We start from the raw sequence: 20,314 nt of genomic DNA, 5'->3' as shown, positions 1-20,314 counted from the left end.
TATGAATGATAAAAAGCAAGAAAAGAGGTCTTAAGGCCTCTTTTCGCGTTAAACATGTAAATTGGGTAATTATGGTTGCATTAACGCTGGCAAAAACAGCGCCATTAGAGGGATCTGCTGACCATTCTCAAATACCAAATTCCCCTCTTTTAATTCAGCTTGAATCTGGTAACCATTTTCGGTTTGCTGAATGAGTTCCATCGCCATTGCTTCATCAATGCCCTGTTTAATAAACGGGTATTGAGTAACTAAACCACTTGAGAAAAAGGTATCAAGATCACCGGTCAAAGCGGGTAAGATCAATGCTGGATTCTGCGCGACATTATCTGTCCCTTGCGGTACAGTAATCTTCCACTTCGATTCAAACTCACTTTCCTGGCCAAGTTTTACCGCCATTTTGTTCATGGCAAAGTAAAAACCTTTCGAAAACAAACTTTCAACATACGGGAGCGCTTGTTCAATATCCGAATTGGTTGGCATCGGATTGTTTTGATATAGATTCATCAAGTGCTCGAAAGCCACACTGTCGAGATCTCCAAAGGACAGATCGATAGACACGCTGTCTACATTACCCTCTGCCATCACTAGATTATTGAGATCTACGATATGTTGACTACCCACTGTCTTAGCCATTTCATCGAAAGAGCTAAGGAAAGTATATTTGCTATCGTTCAAAGCAAATAGTGGAGATTGATCAACGTTGAGTACAGACGCTTCATCTAGATTCATCGTCTGTTCACCAATCCAGAAGCCATTCATCTTCTTGCCTTCACCCTGACCCGTTAGGCCCGATAACAGCATCTTCTCACCGGAGTTGAAGTCAATCTCTACCGAAGGAATATCGAGATCATATGTCACATCGCCAAGTACACTAACATGCCCTTTCAAAGTCGACGGTGTTACAGAGACAATCGCACCTTCCGGCCCATCCGTTATCTGATTCCAGTTGGCCAGACTCAACACATAATCCGTGTTACCGTTGAGCTGGGTCACTGTTTCTAATGTTAAAGGCAGCTCAGGCGCATTCTCTATAACAGATTCAGCCTTTAAGCTAAACAAACCATGACTGACATTGCTGCTCACAACAATTTCTGATGGTAAGCCGTCAATCGCTAACTGTTCAGCAAGTGCCGGGTCGAGAATGGTGTAACGTGTTTTTACCGTCGATGATAAATAGCCGCGATCATACTCGACAACTTCAGCATTGACTGACTCATTTGACAGGTGTGTTACACCATCTTGTATTACCGTCTGTCCAATTTGTCCTACAGCCAAAGGCCAACATAACGCAAGCGAAATAGCGCCGCCAATAGCGCCCATTTTTTTTAGATCCATGATAAATACGTCTTATTTATTGATTTCATTAAGTCTACACCAAAAAACATTGAGTTAAATCAGAGTATTGTCTTTCTACAAAAAACAAACAAAATTCTCATACTTAGCTCTCAATACTCAATTGCCATCCTTGGTAGAGTAAAACGTGTCAATCTTTAAATTGTAGCCTAGTCGTGAACCCATTTTCCGTACTCTGTTTAGATAACAACCCCATTAGCATTGAGCAGCTAAGGCGAGAGCTCAGTCCTTTTGCTGCAAAGTTTGATCTTCATACCGCAGATACGTTGGAAGACGCCCACGCTGCGTTAGAATATTGCCTTGAGCAAAAACAGACTGTCGCTCTTGTAATTGCGAGCCATCACGAGACTTTTAATGGTGCCGACTTCCTTATTCAGCTAGATAGAAATACCCATACACAAAGTGCGAGAAAAGTGCTAATTAGCTGTGGCCAAGACATCCAAGCGATTTTATCTGCGGTCAACGATGGCCGCTTAGATCACTGCTTAACCAAGCCTTTGCAAGACAATTTAGTTCACAAAACTGCACAGAAAGAACTGACAACGTTTATTCTCAAAAACGACAAAGACAACTTGCTTTCTTACAGCCAAGTTCTTGACCAGCACAGGTTACTTCGCGCTCATATCGAGCAAAAAATGCGAAGCTATCGTGAAGGTTTTATTTCTGATCATCATAGTTTGTCCGACCAGAAACTCGCCGAAAAGGTCTCGACTGCCCTGCTCGATTTCTTCGCACAAGAGGATGAGACTCAGGCGTGCCGAACATACTCTCCTGAACATTTGCTCACCATCGAAGGTGAAGAAAACCAATTCCTTTGGTTTATTACCAAAGGTGAAGTCGCACTATACAAAAAAGACGACGTGGGAATGCAACGCGAAGTAGTTAGGCACACCCAAGGGAACATTGTCGGGGGGATGTCTTTTGTCACCGGAGAGCCTTCTTTTTCAACGGCTGTGACTCTCTCAAAAACTGAAGTCATTAAGTTGGATCGAGATGTTTTTTCAAAAGTCATGCATTCCAACATGACCTTACTTCCACTGTTTACTAACCTGCTGCTTAGGCATTTTAATCGGCGCCTTCAACGAAGCATCAATACCAAGCTTGAACTACAAAAAACCCTTGAATCACTCGAGTCTGCTCATCAACAACTGATTGAACGCGAGAAAATGGCAATGCTTGGCCAGCTCGTCGCGGGCGTTGCTCATGAACTTAACAATCCAATAGCAGCAATTCTTAGAGGAACAGAGACACTAACAAGCAAAATTCAGCAATTGGTTGATGGCCGTTCGGTACAGCAAGTCGGTCTAGATGGAGTATCAGTACTACAGGAAGGGCTCAGCCAAAGACCACGCTCAACCGCCAAAGAAAGGGAGCTGGCCAAAGTTCTCGAAGAGCAACTTAATGACCGACGCCTTGCAAAAAAACTGGTCAAACTAGGGCTAGAGGATAGAGATGAATGGATTCATTTAGCCAAGGCTCAACCTGAAAACACCTTAAGTAAGCTTGAACGATTAGAAGACTACCACTTGGCGGGTTCGACATTACGTTCGATTAACGTCTGTGCAGGTCGAATTGCCGATATGGTCAAAAGCTTGAAAGGTTATGCAAGGCCAGATGACGAGAAGTTTCACTTGGTCGATATCCACGAAGGTATTGAAGACACCTTAGTCATCTTTGAAAGCCGCCTTAAATATCATCATGTCGAACGTGTCTATTCCGATATCCCTCAGATACAGTGCCAACCTATTGCCTTGCAGCAAGTCTGGACCAATTTGATTTCCAATGCTATCGATGCTTTCCCTAATAAAGGCGAACTAAGAGTTGAAACAAGTAGAGTGTCTGAAAATCAAATCGACTGGGTGGTTGTTTCTTTTACCGACAATGGTTGTGGTATTCCTGACGCCATCAAACAGCAAATGTTTACCCTCAACTTTACAACTAAGAAGGAGGGAAACTTTGGTTTAGGTATTGGTCTATCTGTGTGTCAACAAATTGTCCTCCAACACGGTGGGAGAATTGAAGTTGACTCTGTCGTTAATCAGTTTACTAAAATGTCGGTTTGGCTGCCGTTCAGCCAAGTCCCCCTATCGTCTAGGAGCCCTAAATGAATAAATACCTTATTTTATGTGTTGACGATGAACGAGAAGTATTGGACAGCGTAATGCAGGATCTTGACTGTTTTGAAGAACACTTCATTGTCGAGGCAGCCGAATCGGTCCAAGAAGCGAAACAACTGATCGCGGAGTCACGTCAAGAAGACGTAAAATTGGCACTGATTCTCTGTGACCATATTATGCCGGAGCAGACCGGGATACAGTTTTTAATCGAACTTAATCAAGATGAACCAACCCAACCAACGAGAAAGCTGCTTCTCACGGGCCAAGCAGGGTTAGAAGACACCGTAGAAGCCGTCAACCACTCTTGCCTAGATTTCTATATTGCCAAACCTTGGCAGGGCGATGAGCTACGCCAGGTCCTCAAAAACCAGCTTACAACATATATGATTGAGCACGAACCGGAGTTAATGCCTTGGGCATCCGCACTCGAAACAGAAAGAGTATTCGAAGCGATGGCTAAAAATCGCCTTTATTATGGTGAGTAAACACGCAAATACGGCATATTAATTGCTTAATTGAATAAATAACGACAAAACAATGACATTTTTATAGTGACTGTTGCTATGATGCATTATCATGTCGTATCGGGGTCACAGACTCACATGTCATGGCGCTGATGTCGCTAAAGACCAAGGAAATTAACAAGATATAGGTTTATCGTCCCATGCGTAAAACAATCTTAGCTGCAGCACTTGTGCTTGTATCTGGTCAATCATTTGCTCAGACCGAACCGGGTAGCCCAGCGGTAATGAGCAACTTTAATTATGACTACCTTGAGGCTCGAATCGGTGCTAGCCCTGTCACTTTCGGCGCTGCAATGAGCAAGTCTATTCACCCCAACGCACATGTTCTCGGTCGTATCGATTCTGAATTCGAAGGCGATTACGATGCTGCCGCGGGTTTTGGTTTCCATGCACCAATTAACAACTGGGCTGATTTCACTGGTGAGATGCTTGTCCGCTTAGTTGATACGGGTAATGAAAGCCGCTTCGGGTTAGACCGTGGTACAGAAACTGGTATGGAGTTAAACCTTGGCGTTCGTCAATGGCTTGGTCCTCAGTTAGAGGTCGGTGGTAAAGGTAGCTACATTTCCATTGACAACAATAAAGAATGGGCAGGTTCTGCTTACGTTCGTTTCCACTCTACTGAACTTTTCTCAATAGGTGCGGAAGCTCGCATTAACGACTTCTACGGTGATCAATTGATGTTCACTACTCGCTTTAAGTACTAATCGAGTCGAGATGTAAAAAAACCGAGGTTACGACCTCGGTTTTTTATTGCAAATCCATTTGCATTTGAGCATTCCACTTCTAACGATAACTCTGAAGTGGCAAGAGTTTAATTACAGCTGGCTAAAAGCTGACGTTTACGTGGCTCTTGGATAAGCTTCCAATGGATACCTTCGATGGCTCCGGCAAATTTCCAAAGTAGTTTCACATCTACATCACTACCGTAAGCTTGCTTCACTCGCGAAAACACAGCAGGTGCACCAAGTTCAAGAAATGTATCGACATCCTCCACTCCGGCCTTTTTCACCATACGTTCTAACGTCAGTTGCATATTAGGTAGGTCTCGTAGACGTCTATTCGCTGATGAGCGCTTATATTCTCGTTGTGACACAGAAAAATTTATTGATTGCTCAACCAAATCACTCAGTTGTTGATGGTTACTAGAAAAAAGCTGAGTAATGTCGTAGTAATTCACCGTCGCTGTGGTCTGTTTTTTTACATGACGGTACTTTTCACAGCCTAATTGATTGAGTACTTTATCTAAACTCTCACCACCTCTGATGAATATTTTATCTGCACTGATGAGTGCGAACATGGCCTCATCCCTAAACAACCCTGTACCACCAAACATAGATCGTTTCTGAAAGTCGCCAAACCTTTTTACGTATTGAATAAATAGTTGCTCTGTCATATCCATTGATCCTTAATCAAATACCCCGATTAGTTATGATCACCAGATAGCAGCAGTAATAAGCGAAAAATTAAAACACAACCCAACTATAGTGTTAGTTATTGTTTAGTTTGGTTGATAACAAGTACTAAGAATGATAGTTAACGAAACAAAATAAGTCTGTGCATTGGTCACATCAATGACACTCAATTGATGTCATATCGTGAACAATATCACAAGTTATTGTATTAACCTGATTGTGAACAAGGAAATACGTCCAGATAAAATGCTGCGCGAATTATCAATAAGTAATATCAATAATTTGCTAATATATAACGTTAAGCGGTACACTATATGGAGTACCCCAATCTTATCGTGTATATGAACCACTTATCTTTTTATTGGCTCCCAGAGAATGGCGAGCTATTACTCAAAGGTATCGAGTCTGAGTTTTCAGTCCTAATTGAGCACTCAATTAAGTCGCGTACTATTTCTCTTCCTCCTATTTCCGACGTGGTGTTAAAGATTCAGCAACTTTGCACCCAAGATACCACCACTGTTTCAGATGTTGCAGATAGCCTACTTGAAGATCCAGGTCTTGCAGCAATTGTCATTCGTGTCGCGAATTCGGTTATTTTTAATCGTCGTAATATCACTTGTACCGATTTAGTTACCGCTGTATCTCGTCTAGGTATCCTTCGTGTGAGAGACATTGTCACAGCCCAAGCGATTGAACAACTAAAACACTCGGTCAATCTCAGTCAGTCGTGCAACAACGTCTTGGTACAAAGTGCTGCAAACTCACGAGAGCTGGCGGCAACCATGGTGCTAGTAGTGCGTGGATTCAAAGAATCTGGCTCACCAAACTACAGTCATTTAGAGACAGACAAAGCCTTGCTTACTGGCCTTCTCGCTGATATCGGCCTGTTTTGCATCGTCAATGAGTATCACAACTATCTAGAGCAAGGTAATTACCTTGATGAAGATATAGCATTCCAGATTTTCGATCGTCAGTGCTCCACCGCGAGTAAACTCGTCCTCGAAAGCTGGGGGTTTGACAACGACTTTCTTGAAGTGGCTTCAAACCAAGTTATCGACAAAACAGACGTGGCAGTGAGTTACTTGGATGTTGCTCGAATTGCTAATCATATCCTCATGTTCCGTCGACAAGATGAACAAATCACTGAACACACTGTAGAATTTGATATTACAGGCGCAGATATACTGTACAAACTCAGTAATTTAAGTGATATTGAGTTCAATACACAGATAGATGAACTTATTAGCGCGAGTGGTTTATAGCCGCTAGACAGGAAGTACCATGTTTTCAGGGATGTTATTTATCTTTGCCCCACTTGTTGTGGGGTATTTCATTTCTATCACCAATAAGTCGCTACTCGACAAGATTAACTCAAGCACATCTAGCCTGATCTACGTGATTTTGGCCCTGATGGGGCTAAGCTTAGCTGCGCTTGATAATCTGGGGCAAAACCTGCAACTGATTCTAAAAACGACCGCGGTGTTCTTTGTTTGCTTGAGTCTATCGAATCTTGCTGTATTGCCATTAATTGATAAATGGCTGCCAATAAAAACTGACGCCAGCAATACAAAACTGCCTCTGTCTGAAATGGCGATGGAGTCTGCAAAACTAATATTGGTTGTTGGCGGTGGACTCGTTGGAGGCTTGCTCGTTCCCTTTGATCTGAGCTGGGTAGATACTGCTAGTGAATGGATCCTATTTCTGTTGCTGTTTTTTATTGGCATCCAATTGCGTAACAGTGGCCTGACATTACGTCAAATATTGCTCAACAAGCACGGCATGCTGATCGCTATAGTGATCATCGTTAGCTCTTTGCTTGGGGGGATTGTTTCCGCATTGATCCTCGATATAGATCCTTTCCAAGGGTTGGCCATGGCCTCTGGTTTTGGTTGGTACTCTTTAGCAGGCATACTAATGGGGGATGCCTTTGGACCTGTATATGGTGGTGCGTCTTTTATGATAGAACTGCTACGCGAGCTAATTGCATTGGTCCTTATCCCACTATTTATAAGAACTAAGCCTTGCACTTCGATTGGTTATGCTGGTGCAACTGCGATGGATTTCACCTTACCTGTGATTCAAACTACAGGTGGCGTTCGATGCGTACCAATCGCAATAGTCAGTGGTTTCATACTCAGTCTTCTCGTACCTGTACTGATGCTGTTCTTTGTCTCACTTGCAGGCTAGATCGCAGGAATTGTTATGCAAAACCTCTATATTATGCGCTTACAAGCCTAACAAGTTTAGCCAACGCTAAATTAGATAACTAGAAACTATAATAATTCGCCTTAAAAGGAATCACTATGAAACGTACTCTCATTGCAATGCTGCTTGCTGCAACCTCTACATTTGCAACTGCGGCTGACAATGCTTGTCTATCTAAAAAGTATGACGCGTATATCGATGCGTCTCTTCATTGGTACGAAGATCTTTCCGAGCTAACTTCAAAGCAATACCCTGAATTGAGCGAAGTTAGCGAGTGGTTCCTCAAAGGACGTAAAAACCATTTCGAACTCAACCGCGCAGCCGTTCACTATTATCTTGAACAAGATCCAGCAAAAGTGGCCACTAATCAAGCTGTTGAAGCATGGTTGCAGTTAGAACAAAAAGATATCAAAGTATTGGCGTCACGTAGTGATGAACTGGGTCAATTAGCAAAAGTGACCTTTGGTGATCGTCAAGCTAAGCCGCACGACAAAAATTATGAACTGCGCTCAGCGTTTGCCGACCTACTCAGTCACCCGACTAAGATTGATAGCGCACTAAAGCGCTATAACGCGTCAATCAAAGAGCTTGAATCGATCAAGTGTAAGTAATCACAAGGGTTGTAGGGGCTTTATGTTTTCAACAAACTTCTACCCGGTAAAATCTAAGATTCGGTAATTAAGGCGGGACTTTGTTCCCGTTTTCGTTTAGATTGTCCCGCTGCAACAAAAATGATTAGAGCAATGTAGCTGTATGATATCGGAACATAAAACGGCTGATGTGAGTTTCGAGAGCTTACTCCGAATTTTCACCGTCCCTGAAGGGCCAGACTCAACGCTTACAAAAATTGAAGAGAAGTTATCGCGTAACTTAAATAAGTTTTTGCGCGAACACATCGTGGCTGAAGAAAAGCCACTACGTGATATTGAAAAAGACTTCTCGCAGGCGTCAATCCCAGAACAACCCGAATTTGTCTCGGATCATACTCAGCATTTGCTCGATACACTGGTCTCTCATTCGGTTCACACCTCTGCACCAAGTTTTATTGGCCACATGACGTCAGCGTTACCCTACTTCTTAATGCCGCTGTCAAAAATCATGATCGCTCTCAACCAGAACCTGGTTAAGATTGAAACCTCCAAAGCATTTACTCCATTAGAACGCCAAGTACTTGGTATGTTGCACCGCCTTATCTATGGAGAAGAAGACCAGTTTTACAATCAATGGATGCACAGCGCCAACCATTCTTTAGGAGCATTCTGTTCCGGCGGCACGATCGCGAACATTACCGCGCTTTGGGTAGCACGCAATAATGCACTAAAAGCGCACGGTGAGTTTAAAGGAGTAGAAAAGGAAGGCTTGTACAAAGCAATGAAGCATTATGGCTATGAAGGATTAGCCGTATTAGTCTCCGAGCGTGGTCACTACTCTCTCAAGAAAGCGGCAGATGTTCTAGGCATTGGTCAAGAAGGCTTGGTAGCGGTTAAAACAGATAGCAACAATCGAATTTGCCCACAATCGTTACAACAACGTATCACCGAGCTCAAGGCACAAAACATCAAACCATTCGCGGTGATCGGTGTTGCCGGTACTACGGAAACAGGCAACATCGACCCACTCAAAGAAATGGCTCAGATATGCCAAATGGAAGAGTGTCATTTCCACGTTGATGCGGCATGGGGTGGTGCGACTCTAATGTCAAATAACTATCGACACTTACTCGATGGTGTTGAGCTTGCAGACTCTGTCACTATCGACGCGCACAAGCAGCTCTACATCCCAATGGGCGCAGGTATGGTCTTATTCAAAAAGCCTGATGCAATGAAATCTATTGAGCATCATGCCCAGTACATATTGCGGAAGGGATCTAAAGACTTAGGCAGCCATACTTTAGAAGGCTCACGTTCAGGAATGGCTATGCTGGTATATGCGGCCATGCATATTATTAGCCGCCCTGGTTACGAGCTACTGATCGACCAAAGCATAGACAAGGCCAAGTTCTTTGCTAACCACATTGAGCAACAAGCAGATTTCGAACTCGTTTCACAACCAGAACTGTGTCTTCTTACCTATCGTTACTTACCAGCGAACATTCGTCTTGCTCTCGATAAATCATCAGGAAGTCAGACAGAACAACTCAACGAGTTGCTTAATGAACTGACCAAGTTTATCCAAAAACGTCAACGAGAGACTGGTAAGTCATTTGTGTCTCGCACTCGTTTAAACCCTAAGCAGTGGGGGCGTTTGAACACCATCGTTTTCCGCGTTGTGTTGGCAAACCCTCTAACCAGTTGCGATATTCTAAGTTCAGTACTCGAAGAACAGAGAGAGATCGCTAAGCAGGCGCCCAAGTTACTTGGCAGGATAGAAAAGTTAGCGCAGCAGATACTTGCGTTAAGCGAATAAAGTGAAATTTTCTTTCTCCAAATTTGTAATTTGCCTATCAACACAAGCCTTTAAATTGAAATTTTCTGCGGCAGAATCAAGATTTCTGTAGTTTAACCAAAATTTTGTTTGAGGCTTGTCATATATTAGCCAATTGCCTAATAGAAAAGTTACGGTAAACCTTTAGCTTAGGTTTATACTGGTTCCATGGCGCTGGATTGCACTTACCTTTTTTGGGGTGACGCCTTGTTCCCCATCATTAACATACGGGTATATCCAGTGAGTTGTTCTCTATACCCTCGTGAACACTATGAACACATTAGAAAAAATTCAAAAAAATCTAGAAAACTTTAGTAAGTCTGAGCGTAAAGTTGCCGAAGTAATCATGGCATCACCGCAAACTGCTATTCATTCTAGTATTGCTACACTGGCAAAAATGGCTGATGTGAGTGAGCCTACTGTTAACCGCTTCTGTCGTCGTTTAGATACTAAAGGTTTTCCAGACTTTAAACTCCACCTTGCTCAAAGCTTGGCTAATGGTACGCCTTATGTAAACCGCAATGTTGAAGAGGACGATGGTCCTGATGCGTATACCCATAAGATTTTTGAATCGACGATGGCGTGTCTAGACGTAGCCAAAAACAGCTTAGATGCAATGCAGGTCAACCGCGCCGTCGATTTGCTTACCCAAGCTAAACGCATCTCTTTCTTCGGCTTAGGCGCATCATCTGCCGTTGCGAAAGATGCTCAGAACAAATTCATTCGCTTTAACATCCCAATTACCTGTTTTGAAGACATCGTAATGCAGCGTATGAGCTGTATTAACTGTACAGACAACGACGTAATTGTGCTGATTTCTCATACTGGTCGCACCAAGAGTCAAGTCGAAATAGCCAACCTAGCCCGTGAAAATGGCGCTACGGTTATTGCGATTACGGCAAAAGATTCACCACTCGACAAAGCGAGCTCGCTGTCTATATCACTTGATGTCCCTGAAGATACCGATGTTTACATGCCTATGGCAAGCCGAGTGGTACAAATGACCGTCATAGACGTATTAGCCACTGGCTTTACTCTACGGCGCGGAACAGGCTTTAGAGAAAACCTCAAACGTGTTAAAGATGTTTTGAAAGATTCTCGCTACGATAAGCTTTCACAGCTATAAACAGAAACGGAGTACATAGTTACTCCGTTTTTATTACCCCTAACCATCACTTTTACCATATTAACTGTCTTGGTAACTTCCCTGATCTTTCTTGTTGACCTGTACAACTACTCTCACATTTGACTCTTCAGCCCAGCGGTTAACATTTTCACACTGGTTCTGACACTGGCAAACCTGCTGGAGAATATACGTTAGTCTCTGCTTCGTTAGTGGTAATGGGTTGCCTTTAATCGCAACAGATTTGAGCGCGTCATCAGCAACGTCCTCAAAAGAAGTTGCGCAAACACCGAAACTATCTAGTGTTGGTAACGCGAGCTTATCTAACATCATATTAACCCATAAAACGCCTTCCTCTCGGCGCGCGTTGACACGTCCAGTCAAGATTTGAGCTACTTTATTGTATCGATCGAGCACATTACTTCTTCCTGCCTTTTGTGCAGCTTTAATATTCTCTGTCATTACATACGGAGCAAGCCTTGCTGTAATAATACTGTGCGGTGCATTTAGCTTGCCGCCCAAAGCAGATGCCAGGCCATGAGCAGCCCCTAGCTTAGCGTTGGTTATCGCCATTCCTCCTAGCATGGCCGCAAATGATATATTGGCCCTCGCCTCATAATTATCCTGTAAACACGCCGGCAATATTGATTGGCTTAACCTTCTCAGCCCTTCTTCACAGATCATATCAGTTAACGGATTAGGGTCACCACAGACATACGCTTCCATCAAATGAGTAAAAGCATCCATTGCTCCACGGCCCGAAGTTAGCTGATCAGTCCCGTAAGTTAACGTTGGATCAATTATCGCAACGTCAGCCAGCATTTCAGGATCGCGTAAACTCACTTTGACCTGATCTTGACCAGAGCGCAGCACTGCATTCCGCGTCACTTCAGAGCCTGTGCTTGCTGTCGTTGGGATAGCTATAAACGAAATAGGTTTTGACTTAAGTGGAACATTGCGACCCACTACTTCGACATAGTCATACACATCCCCTTGATTAGGGATCACTGCAGCAAGCGCTTTACCCATGTCAAGAACGCTTCCCCCTCCCATCGCAACGACCAAATCGGGTTTGAATTTTCGCCCAACTAATGCCGTTTCTTCAATCATGGTAATGTTTGGTTCACCGCTGATCGCGACATGTTGATAGCGCATGTTTTGTTGCACTAGATAGTGAAGAAGCGGGGAAGCCCGATCGGTGTTTTTGCCCGTGACCAGAAGCACGCTGTAACCATATTGATTTAAAATAGATAGCGAAGATTGCAAGGCACCTTCCCCAAATATGATTCGGGTAGAGGTCATAAACTGGAACATACACACACTCCTGTGACAACCGTCTAATAAGCTTGCACCTAATGGCAGCAAATAAACATGACCCAGTGCAATTTGTCAGAAAAAGCCTTAATAATTATATGGCTTTCTCGACCTAAAGCACACACCAAAGGATCTTATCAACACCCATCAAGTTTACTTTTTGCTCAATAGATTTTACCTATCAAATCAAGAGGCAAATGACACTTTATTTCCGCCAATGATTCGGGCATAGTTGCAATCAACAAAATACAGGAGAAAGAGAATATGTTCGTAGTTATCTTTGGTCGCCCGGCTTGCCCGTACTGTGTTCGTGCAAAAGAGCATGCTGAAGCGCTGAAAGCAAAACGTGATGATTTCAACTACCGTTACGTAGACATTCATGCAGAAGGCATTTCTAAAGCCGACTTGGAGAAAACGGTCGGTAAACCTGTTGAAACTGTTCCTCAAATCTTCATTGACCAAGATCATATTGGTGGCTGTGATGAGTTTGAAGCTTACGCGAAAGAGCACCTAGGGCTATTCGCCTAGTATTAATCGAGATTCGATAAGAGCCGCTTAGCAGTAAGCGGCTTTTTTGTGGCTGAGATTAAATAAGTTTGTCGGTTCTGTTGCCTAAGTCAGCTAATAGCAAAATATAAAATATTTCACTTATCATTTGGCAATATTCAGATACAATTCGCTCACTTAACCTACTCCCCGGCACCAACACAAGAATTGCCCGTGAACATTGACGTAGTACATTTGCTCGAACAAAACCCTATTCTTCTCATTTTCGTTGTACTTGCGATCGGCCTAGGTATTGGCAAAATTCGTTTCGGCAACTTTCAACTTGGTAACTCAATTGGTGTATTAATTACCGCATTGGTAATGGGACACCTCGGTTTTACCTTTAACGCAGAAGCCTTAACTATTGGCTTTATGTTGTTTATTTATTGTGTCGGAATCGAGGCAGGGCCAAACTTTTTCGGTATCTTTTTCCGAGACGGAAAACACTACTTCATCATAAGTTTGGTCGTTCTTTCTACGGCGTTGTCTATCACCTATTTTGCAAGCCATCAGATGGGCTTAGACTTTGGTTTATCCGCCGGTATGATGGCAGGCGCGCTAACATCCACACCAGTATTAGTTGGCGCTCAAGATGCCCTAAACTCTGGGCTAGCCACTACGCCACATAATATGGACTTTTCGAAAGTTATTGAAAACCTATCTGTCGGTTACGCCATGGCTTATCTGATTGGTCTTATCAGCATGATCATGTTTGCCAAGCTTCTTCCTAAGCTACAAAAGCAAAATCTGTCTGATTCTGCAGAGCAGATTGCTCAAGAGCGGGGGTTAGGTAGTTCAGGTCAACGTAAAGTCTATTTACCCATAATTCGTGCCTATCGTGTTGGACAAGAGCTGATCGATTGGATTGATGGTAAGAACTTGCGTGAGTTGGGCATTTACCGTCAAACTGGCTGTTACATAGAGCGTATTCGTCGTAATGGCATCCTCGCCCACCCCGATGGCGATGCTATCCTGCAACAAGGTGACGAGATTGCTCTTGTGGGCTTCCCAGATAGCCATGCGCGGCTAGACCCAAGCTTTAGAAACGGTAAAGAGGTCTTTGACCGCAATCTCCTTGACCTACGTGTTGTTGAAGAAGAAATCGTCGTAAAGAGTGACTCTATCGCTGGTAAGCGTCTGTCAGATCTTAACCTATCTGAATACGGCTGTTTCTTGAACCGTGTGGTCCGCGCTCAAATCGAAATGCCAATGGATCTGGACATCGTTCTTGCCAAAGGTGATGTACTGCAAGTAAGTGGTGAGAAGAGCCGGGTGCATGGTCTGGCAGAAAAAATTGGTTTCATTTCGATTCACAGCCAAATGGCAGACCTGCTTGCTTTCTGTAGTTTCTTCATTCTTGGCGTTATGTTTGGTTTAATCACCATGACTTTCGGTCAGGTCTCATTTGGCCTCGGTAATGCGGTAGGCCTATTGCTTTCAGGGATTACGCTTGGTTTTTTACGTGCTAACCACCCAACATTCGGCTATGTGCCACAAGGGGCGCTAAACATGGTTAAAGACCTGGGGTTAATGTTTTTTATGGTCGGTATAGGGCTCAGCGCGGGGGGCAAAATGTTTGAACACCTCTCACAAGTTGGCTTACAGGTGATCGGATTAGCGTTTGTAATAAGCGTCGTCCCCGTTGTGGTGGCCTACCTAGTCGGCGCCTACCTGCTTAAAATGAACAGAGCACTGTTATTTGGCGCAATTATTGGCGCACGCACATGTGCACCAGCCATGGATATTGTTAATGACTACGCTAAATCAACTATTCCAGCACTTGGGTATGCAGGCACATACGCCATCGCCAATATTTTGATGACTTTAGCAGGTACGATTCTTATCATCCTCAGCTAAACTCCCAATCTTATTGACAAATTTACATAAAAAAGGCTTCCCGAAGGAAGCCTTTTTCGTATTCTTCATGTTAGCTCAACGGTCTTAGGTAAGCTAAGAAACGTTTTTCTGCAAACTTAAAGCAAGCAAGAATCATAAAGGTCAGTGCCATGTAGAACAGACCTGCCGTTAGGAACGATTCAAATGGCGCGTAGTAGCGAGAGTTAACTAGTCGAGCAGCACCTGTTAGGTCAACAATAGTAACGATACCCGCAACAGCACTACCGTGAAGCATAAAGATAACTTCATTACTGTACGCTGGAAGAGCGCGGCGCAATGCACTTGGTAAAATAATGCGTCGATAGGTTTTAAATGTACTCATACCATAGGCTTTCGCAGCTTCCACTTCGCCTTTAGGTAGTCCGTTGATTGCACCGCGGATAATTTCAGCAGTATAGGCCGAAGTGTTTAGCACGAATGCCACTAGTGCACAGAACCAAGCATTTTCCCAAGGAGTATCCTTCACAGGGAAGAACTGATCCATACCGTAATAAATTAGATATAGCTGCACGAGCAACGGCGTACCACGGAAAAAGTAGATAAATGCCCAGCTCGGTCCATTCAACAAGTAGTTATGGCTGTTGCGTGCCACACCTAGTGGGATCGCTACAACTAATCCGATAATGAGCGCTAACCCTACTAACCATGTGGTCGTCCACAGACCGTCTAGATAAATTGGGAAGCTTTCTAAAATAAGTGAAAAGTCCATTCTTTACCTCGCATGAATACTGAATTTGCGCTCTACCATTTTCAAGAAGCCTGTCGAGACACTGGTAAAGAATAAGAAAATGATCGCGACTGCCATATAGAAAGTAAATGGCATTTTGGTCGAACCTGCCGCAAGTGAACTCATACGTACCATATCTTCAAGGCCGATAATCGAAACAAGTGCGGTTGTTTTTAACAGTACTAACCAGTTGTTACCAAAACCAGGCAACGCATGGCGGATCATCTGAGGTAATAGGATTCGACGAAATGCGAGTACTGAGCTCATTCCGTATGCTTTGGCGGCTTCCAACTCTCCTTTGTCGACAGCCATAATCGCGCCGCGGAAAGTCTCAGCCATATAGGCACCAAAAATAAACCCAATCGTAAGCACGCCCGCAATGAATGGGCTGACATCAATATAATCGGGTAAGTAAGCTGTCCATTCATGATTCGGGTCGCTCGATGCGAACCACTCATTCAAAGTTTCGTTGATGGAATACAAACTGTTGTTGAGGAGAATCTGTCCACCGAAGAAAATCAGCATCATGAGGACGAGGTCGGGAATACCACGAATAACTGTGGTATATAGTGTCGCGATAGCTCTAGCCCAGCGATATGGGGCCATTTTGGCTAATGCACCTAGCATGCCTAAAATCATCGCTAACAATAACGACAATAGCGCGACTTCGATGGTTACTACGGCCCCTTTTAGTATCGAAGCTTCATATCCTTGTAGATCCAGCATAGGTAAGTTCCTGATCCCTAAACTTTATAAAATTCGACCGTTGGCTACTACTCCTAGGAACAAGAACCAACGGTCGCTTAGCAACGATTACTGACCGTAAACGTCGTAGTTGAAGTATTTAGCAGCGATGTCTTGGTAGACGCCCTTTTCACGTAGAGATAGGATTGCTGCGTCTAGCTTCTTAGTTAGGTCTTTGTCTTGTTTACGAACCGCAATACCAAAACCGTCGCCAAACCATTTTGGATCAGTCAGTGAAGGACCAGCGAATTCGTACGCTTCACCACCGGCTTTGTTCAGTACACCTTCTTCGAGTGCTGAAGCATCGCCAAGTACCGCGGCAACACGGCCATTAGCAAGGTCTAAGTATGCTTCATCGAATGAGCCATAACGAACGATTTCTACTTTGTCACCGTAGTTATCAGTTAGGTATTTGTCGTGAGTTGTTGCACGCTGAACTGCGATTTTTTGACCGTCGAGGTTATCGAAATCTAGACCCGCACCCTTTTTAGCGATGAACTTATTAGGGATAAGTGCGTATTTACCAGTGAAATCGACTTTCTTTTTGCGCTCTTCAGTAATCGACATCGCTGCAATAATGGCATCGTATTTACGTGCAAGTAGGGAAGGAATAATGCCATCCCAATCTTGAGCAACAATCTTACACTTCACCTGCATTTCGGTACAAAGTGCGTTCGCCATATCGACATCAAAACCTTTAAGCGAACCGTCAGCCTCTGTCCAACTAAATGGAGGGTATGCTCCTTCGATACCGAAGCGAACTGTTTTCCATTCTTTCGCTTGCGCTACGCCGGAGACTGCTGTTGCTGCCAGTGTTGCTGCTAATAACCACTTTTTCATTTCCATACTCCTGTGATTGTGATTCTTATTTTTTACTTAATTGCTTGTTGTGTTTTGCCGCTAAACGGCGATTAGTAAATCGACGAGATAAATTGTTGCAGACGCTCTGAGTCAGGACTGGTGAATAGCTTGGCTGGGTCGCCCTGCTCTTCCACCAGACCTTGGTGCAAAAACATCACATGATTCGACACATCGCGGGCAAAAGCCATCTCGTGTGTCACGACCAACATGGTTCGACCTTCTTCTGCTAGATCACGCATTACGCCAAGTACTTCACCCACTAACTCTGGGTCAAGTGCTGAAGTTGGTTCATCGAACAGCATTACCTCTGGATCAACGGCAAGAGCGCGAGCAATCGCCGCTCGTTGCTGCTGGCCACCAGACAAATGACCTGGATAGTAGTCTTTACGCTCGTATAAGCCGACTTTCTTAAGCAATAGCTCTGCATTTTCAAGCGCTTGTGCTTTCGGCACACCTAGTACATGGATAGGTGCTTCGATAACATTTTCAAGCACGGTCATATGTGACCATAGGTTGAACCCTTGAAATACCATGGCAAGGCGCGAGCGGATGCGCTGAACTTGCTTTTCATTGGCAGGGACTGCTTCACCTTGACGGTTGTTCTTCATTTGGATTAATTCGCCGTTAACCCAAATCTCACCTTCAGTTGGCGTTTCAAGCAGGTTTATGCATCTAAGAAAGGTACTCTTACCAGACCCAGATGATCCGATAATAGAAATGACGTCCCCTTTGTGAGCTTCTAACGAGATGCCCTTTAAAACTTCATTTTGTCCAAATGTTTTATGCAGTTCTTTTATGTCCAGCGCTGGTACATCTTTCATGCGCTTTTACTCCCTGTATTTATTATAACCAAACGCTTGGTTTAAAACGCTTGGCCGACTGCTGGGTTCCACCCACATTGCGATACAAATTAGCACTACCCTGTGCAAGTTGCAACAAATTATTAACCTGTAAAACAGCGATATCTAACCACTTTATATGAGTAATAATGCAATGTTCAGTCATTTGAGCTTAAAAATGCGCATAAAACACTCTACCACCCAAGCTATAAGCCAAAACCACTAATTAACATTTTTATAAAAATAAGATCTATCTCAACAAACCATCTCAAATTCAATATTTCTTACGTTTGAACCCTTGTGATTTCGCTAAGAAAACTCGCATTATGAAACTGAATTTCAATAGAATACCCTTTATCAGCCCCCACGCTAACTTGTTGTGTAGTTTTCTTTCACAACCTTTCATAAAGTGATCTAAATCAATCACTCTTAAGGGTTAGCACGTTAAACTCGCGTCAAAGATAAAAGCCTCAATAGTCGTACGTTTTATCTTTAAATCCTCTATGCTATAGCACACAGCAAGTGCGCTACACTGAGGTAGACCAGGGAGCAGTTGCAGGAAGCTACGCCAGGTTTTTGCTGAGCGACCGTCACAGAATAATAATCGGGTCACTCTTTGAAGAATCATTAACTTTTTAGAATATGAGGAATCTATGTCAGACGCAGTCAATAAACCGCACTCTGATTCGGATATCGAAAACAAGAGCTATCAAGAGCTGCATCGTCCAGCTTCTGAATTTGAAAGCCGTTCAGACTATCTAGACCACGAATTACAAATCATGAAGCCTCGTCGCTTTGGTTTAAACCTTCCTGGTCGCGACTTCCGTTTCGAACTTGAAGACTTGGTTCCTGCACTAGCAGGCACTATCGGTATCATTGCGATGTACTCTGCTGTAATGATGTCTTGGGCTGAAGGCCTAACCGCAGCATGGGATCACGTCAATTTAGGTAAAGAGTTTGCGATTGAGGTAGCACGTGTAGAGATGCTTATTCCTGCATTACTATTCTGTGTATTGGCTTCCGGTTTTATTAACCCGAAAGCGAACCTTGCGGGTAACCACGGCCCAATGATCCCTCTTATCGGTACCATAGCGCTTGCAGGTGCCCACCCCCTTGCATTGGCAATCCTAATTGGTATTTTTGGTTTACTGCTTAGCTTCCTAAAAGGTGGCTCTAAACTGGTTAATCTGACGTCACAAGGTACTGCGGGGGGCTTACTGATCTTCTTAGGCCTAACGGGGACCATGAGTCAAATCAACTCGATCCAGTCTTGGGCTGTTGGTTTGCAATCGGACACTGTTACCGCAGGTAGTATGGGTTACGTCGGTCTTATCGTTTTAGCCGTCACTATCGCTTTATACGCATTCTTGGCAAAAGTAAACAAACGTTGGCTTGCTATTCCTGTGTGTGCTTTTACTGGTCTACTACTTGCTCTTGTACTAGGCGCAGGCTTCGACATTAAATTTGTGACCGAAACGGGTCTACCAAACCTAAACCCAGTTTACTGGTGGGGTAGCACTGAAGAAGGTTGGATGCTAGGCCTTCCTACTGTAGAGCACTTTATTGCTTCTCTACCATTTGCAATCCTTGCGGTAGCAATGTGGTCTCCTGACTTCCTAGGTCACCGTATCTTCCAAGAACTAAACTACCCTAAAAAGACCGAAAAAGTGCTGATGGACGTTGATGACACAATGACCATGTGTTCTATCCGTCAGATGGTTGGTACGGCAGTCGGTGGTGGTAACATTACATCATCTTGGGGGACTTACATGATCCCTGCAGCGATCGCTAAGCGCCCAATTCCAGCGGGTGCAATCCTTCTTGGTCTGCTAGTGATGATCATAGCCATCTTAGGCTTTCCTATGGATATCGCAGTGTGGCCTCCTGTGATGCGTGTTGCTCTGCTTGTAGGTGTATCTCTTCCTCTACTAGAGGCGGGTATGCAGATGGTTAAAGATTCAAAAGATTCTCAAGCAGCAGGCATCTGTATCTTCGGCTCTGCTGTCGTAAACCCAGTGCTTGCTTGGGCATTAACCATGCTACTCGACAACAACGGTCTAATTGGCGATAAAGAGCGCGCGGCGCGTCTGTCATTTGTCGATAAGATTGTGATTCCAGTCGGAGTACTTGTAATCTGTCTAGTTGCTATGTTGGCAGTAGGCATGCTTGAAGGCCAATACGGCATCCCAGCATTCCTGTAGTCAACAATGAGTTGAGAGCCGCGTA

18 protein-coding genes are annotated in these 20,314 nt (G+C 43.9%); 11 read left to right on the top strand and 7 right to left on the bottom strand.

The window, feature by feature from the left end; translation table 11 throughout:
• Positions 1 to 69: 69 nt before the first annotated feature.
• Positions 70 to 1,335, bottom strand: coding sequence for a DUF945 family protein (locus ZX61_RS12495; protein WP_049844965.1), 1,266 nt, complete (start codon positions 1,333 to 1,335; stop codon positions 70 to 72).
• A 173-nt stretch (positions 1,336 to 1,508) separates the two neighbouring features.
• On the opposite strand from ZX61_RS12495, the gene ZX61_RS12490 reads away from it, so the two are divergent.
• From ZX61_RS12490 to ZX61_RS12480, 3 genes are all read left to right on the top strand, one after another.
• Entirely contained in the window at positions 1,509 to 3,461 is a 1,953-nt protein-coding gene (locus ZX61_RS12490; RefSeq protein ID WP_049844964.1) for an ATP-binding protein, read from the top strand.
• Complete coding sequence (locus ZX61_RS12485) at positions 3,458 to 3,955, top strand: response regulator (protein ID WP_049844963.1); 498 nt, start codon at positions 3,458 to 3,460, stop codon at positions 3,953 to 3,955. Before ZX61_RS12490 ends, ZX61_RS12485 begins: the two co-directional genes overlap by 4 nt.
• Before the next feature lie 179 nt (positions 3,956 to 4,134).
• Positions 4,135 to 4,701, top strand: coding sequence for a hypothetical protein (locus tag ZX61_RS12480; protein WP_049844962.1), 567 nt, complete (start codon positions 4,135 to 4,137; stop codon positions 4,699 to 4,701).
• 107 nt (positions 4,702 to 4,808) lie between these two features.
• Here ZX61_RS12480 and ZX61_RS12475 read toward each other — a convergent pair whose 3' ends face one another.
• Positions 4,809 to 5,396, bottom strand: coding sequence for a TfoX/Sxy family DNA transformation protein (locus ZX61_RS12475; RefSeq protein ID WP_049844961.1), 588 nt, complete (start codon positions 5,394 to 5,396; stop codon positions 4,809 to 4,811).
• A 354-nt stretch (positions 5,397 to 5,750) separates the two neighbouring features.
• On the opposite strand from ZX61_RS12475, the gene ZX61_RS12470 reads away from it, so the two are divergent.
• The 5 genes from ZX61_RS12470 (at position 5,751) to ZX61_RS12450 (ending at position 11,164) form a co-directional block, all read left to right on the top strand.
• Complete coding sequence (locus ZX61_RS12470) at positions 5,751 to 6,671, top strand: HDOD domain-containing protein (protein WP_049844960.1); 921 nt, start codon at positions 5,751 to 5,753, stop codon at positions 6,669 to 6,671.
• A gap of 19 nt (positions 6,672 to 6,690) precedes the next feature.
• A complete protein-coding gene (locus tag ZX61_RS12465; protein WP_049844959.1) occupies positions 6,691 to 7,596 on the top strand; it encodes a lysine exporter LysO family protein in 906 nt (301 codons plus the stop codon).
• Between the two features lie 116 nt (positions 7,597 to 7,712).
• Positions 7,713 to 8,225, top strand: a complete 513-nt coding sequence (locus tag ZX61_RS12460) for a hypothetical protein (protein ID WP_049844958.1) — start codon at positions 7,713 to 7,715, stop codon at positions 8,223 to 8,225.
• 142 nt (positions 8,226 to 8,367) lie between these two features.
• On the top strand, positions 8,368 to 10,020 hold the full coding sequence (gene panP, locus ZX61_RS12455; protein ID WP_049844957.1) for a pyridoxal-dependent aspartate 1-decarboxylase PanP: 1,653 nt from the start codon (positions 8,368 to 8,370) through the stop codon (positions 10,018 to 10,020).
• A 289-nt stretch (positions 10,021 to 10,309) separates the two neighbouring features.
• Positions 10,310 to 11,164, top strand: coding sequence for a MurR/RpiR family transcriptional regulator (locus ZX61_RS12450; protein ID WP_049844956.1), 855 nt, complete (start codon positions 10,310 to 10,312; stop codon positions 11,162 to 11,164).
• A 60-nt stretch (positions 11,165 to 11,224) separates the two neighbouring features.
• Here the strand turns inward: ZX61_RS12450 and ZX61_RS12445 are convergent, their stop codons facing one another.
• Entirely contained in the window at positions 11,225 to 12,475 is a 1,251-nt protein-coding gene (locus ZX61_RS12445; protein ID WP_049844955.1) for an iron-containing alcohol dehydrogenase, read from the bottom strand.
• A gap of 264 nt (positions 12,476 to 12,739) precedes the next feature.
• On the opposite strand from ZX61_RS12445, the gene ZX61_RS12440 reads away from it, so the two are divergent.
• Complete coding sequence (locus ZX61_RS12440; protein ID WP_049844954.1) at positions 12,740 to 13,003, top strand: GrxA family glutaredoxin; 264 nt, start codon at positions 12,740 to 12,742, stop codon at positions 13,001 to 13,003.
• Positions 13,004 to 13,195: 192 nt separating this feature from the next.
• A complete protein-coding gene (locus ZX61_RS12435; RefSeq protein ID WP_049844953.1) occupies positions 13,196 to 14,878 on the top strand; it encodes an aspartate:alanine antiporter in 1,683 nt (560 codons plus the stop codon).
• A gap of 70 nt (positions 14,879 to 14,948) precedes the next feature.
• Here ZX61_RS12435 and ZX61_RS12430 read toward each other — a convergent pair whose 3' ends face one another.
• The 4 genes from ZX61_RS12430 to ZX61_RS12415 all read right to left on the bottom strand — a co-directional run bounded on the left by ZX61_RS12430 (position 14,949) and on the right by ZX61_RS12415 (position 18,070).
• Entirely contained in the window at positions 14,949 to 15,626 is a 678-nt protein-coding gene (locus ZX61_RS12430) for an ABC transporter permease (RefSeq protein ID WP_049844952.1), read from the bottom strand.
• Positions 15,627 to 15,629: 3 nt separating this feature from the next.
• Positions 15,630 to 16,370 carry an ABC transporter permease gene (locus ZX61_RS12425; RefSeq protein ID WP_049844951.1) on the bottom strand — a complete coding sequence of 247 codons (741 nt, stop codon included), beginning with the start codon at positions 16,368 to 16,370 and terminating at the stop codon, positions 15,630 to 15,632.
• A gap of 87 nt (positions 16,371 to 16,457) precedes the next feature.
• Positions 16,458 to 17,228 carry an ABC transporter substrate-binding protein gene (locus ZX61_RS12420; RefSeq protein WP_049844950.1) on the bottom strand — a complete coding sequence of 257 codons (771 nt, stop codon included), beginning with the start codon at positions 17,226 to 17,228 and terminating at the stop codon, positions 16,458 to 16,460.
• A 71-nt stretch (positions 17,229 to 17,299) separates the two neighbouring features.
• Entirely contained in the window at positions 17,300 to 18,070 is a 771-nt protein-coding gene (locus ZX61_RS12415) for an ABC transporter ATP-binding protein (protein ID WP_049844949.1), read from the bottom strand.
• A 671-nt stretch (positions 18,071 to 18,741) separates the two neighbouring features.
• Here ZX61_RS12415 and ZX61_RS12410 point away from each other — a divergent pair.
• Positions 18,742 to 20,289 carry a DUF3360 family protein gene (locus ZX61_RS12410; RefSeq protein WP_049844948.1) on the top strand — a complete coding sequence of 516 codons (1,548 nt, stop codon included), beginning with the start codon at positions 18,742 to 18,744 and terminating at the stop codon, positions 20,287 to 20,289.
• Positions 20,290 to 20,314 lie beyond the last annotated feature (25 nt).

This window comes from Vibrio sp. VPAP30, assembly GCF_001188205.1.
In the GTDB taxonomy this organism is placed as follows: domain Bacteria; phylum Pseudomonadota; class Gammaproteobacteria; order Enterobacterales; family Vibrionaceae; genus Vibrio; species Vibrio bivalvicida.
The sequence above is the reverse complement of the archived record's forward strand: the minus strand, read 5'-3'. Positions and strand labels throughout refer to the sequence as shown.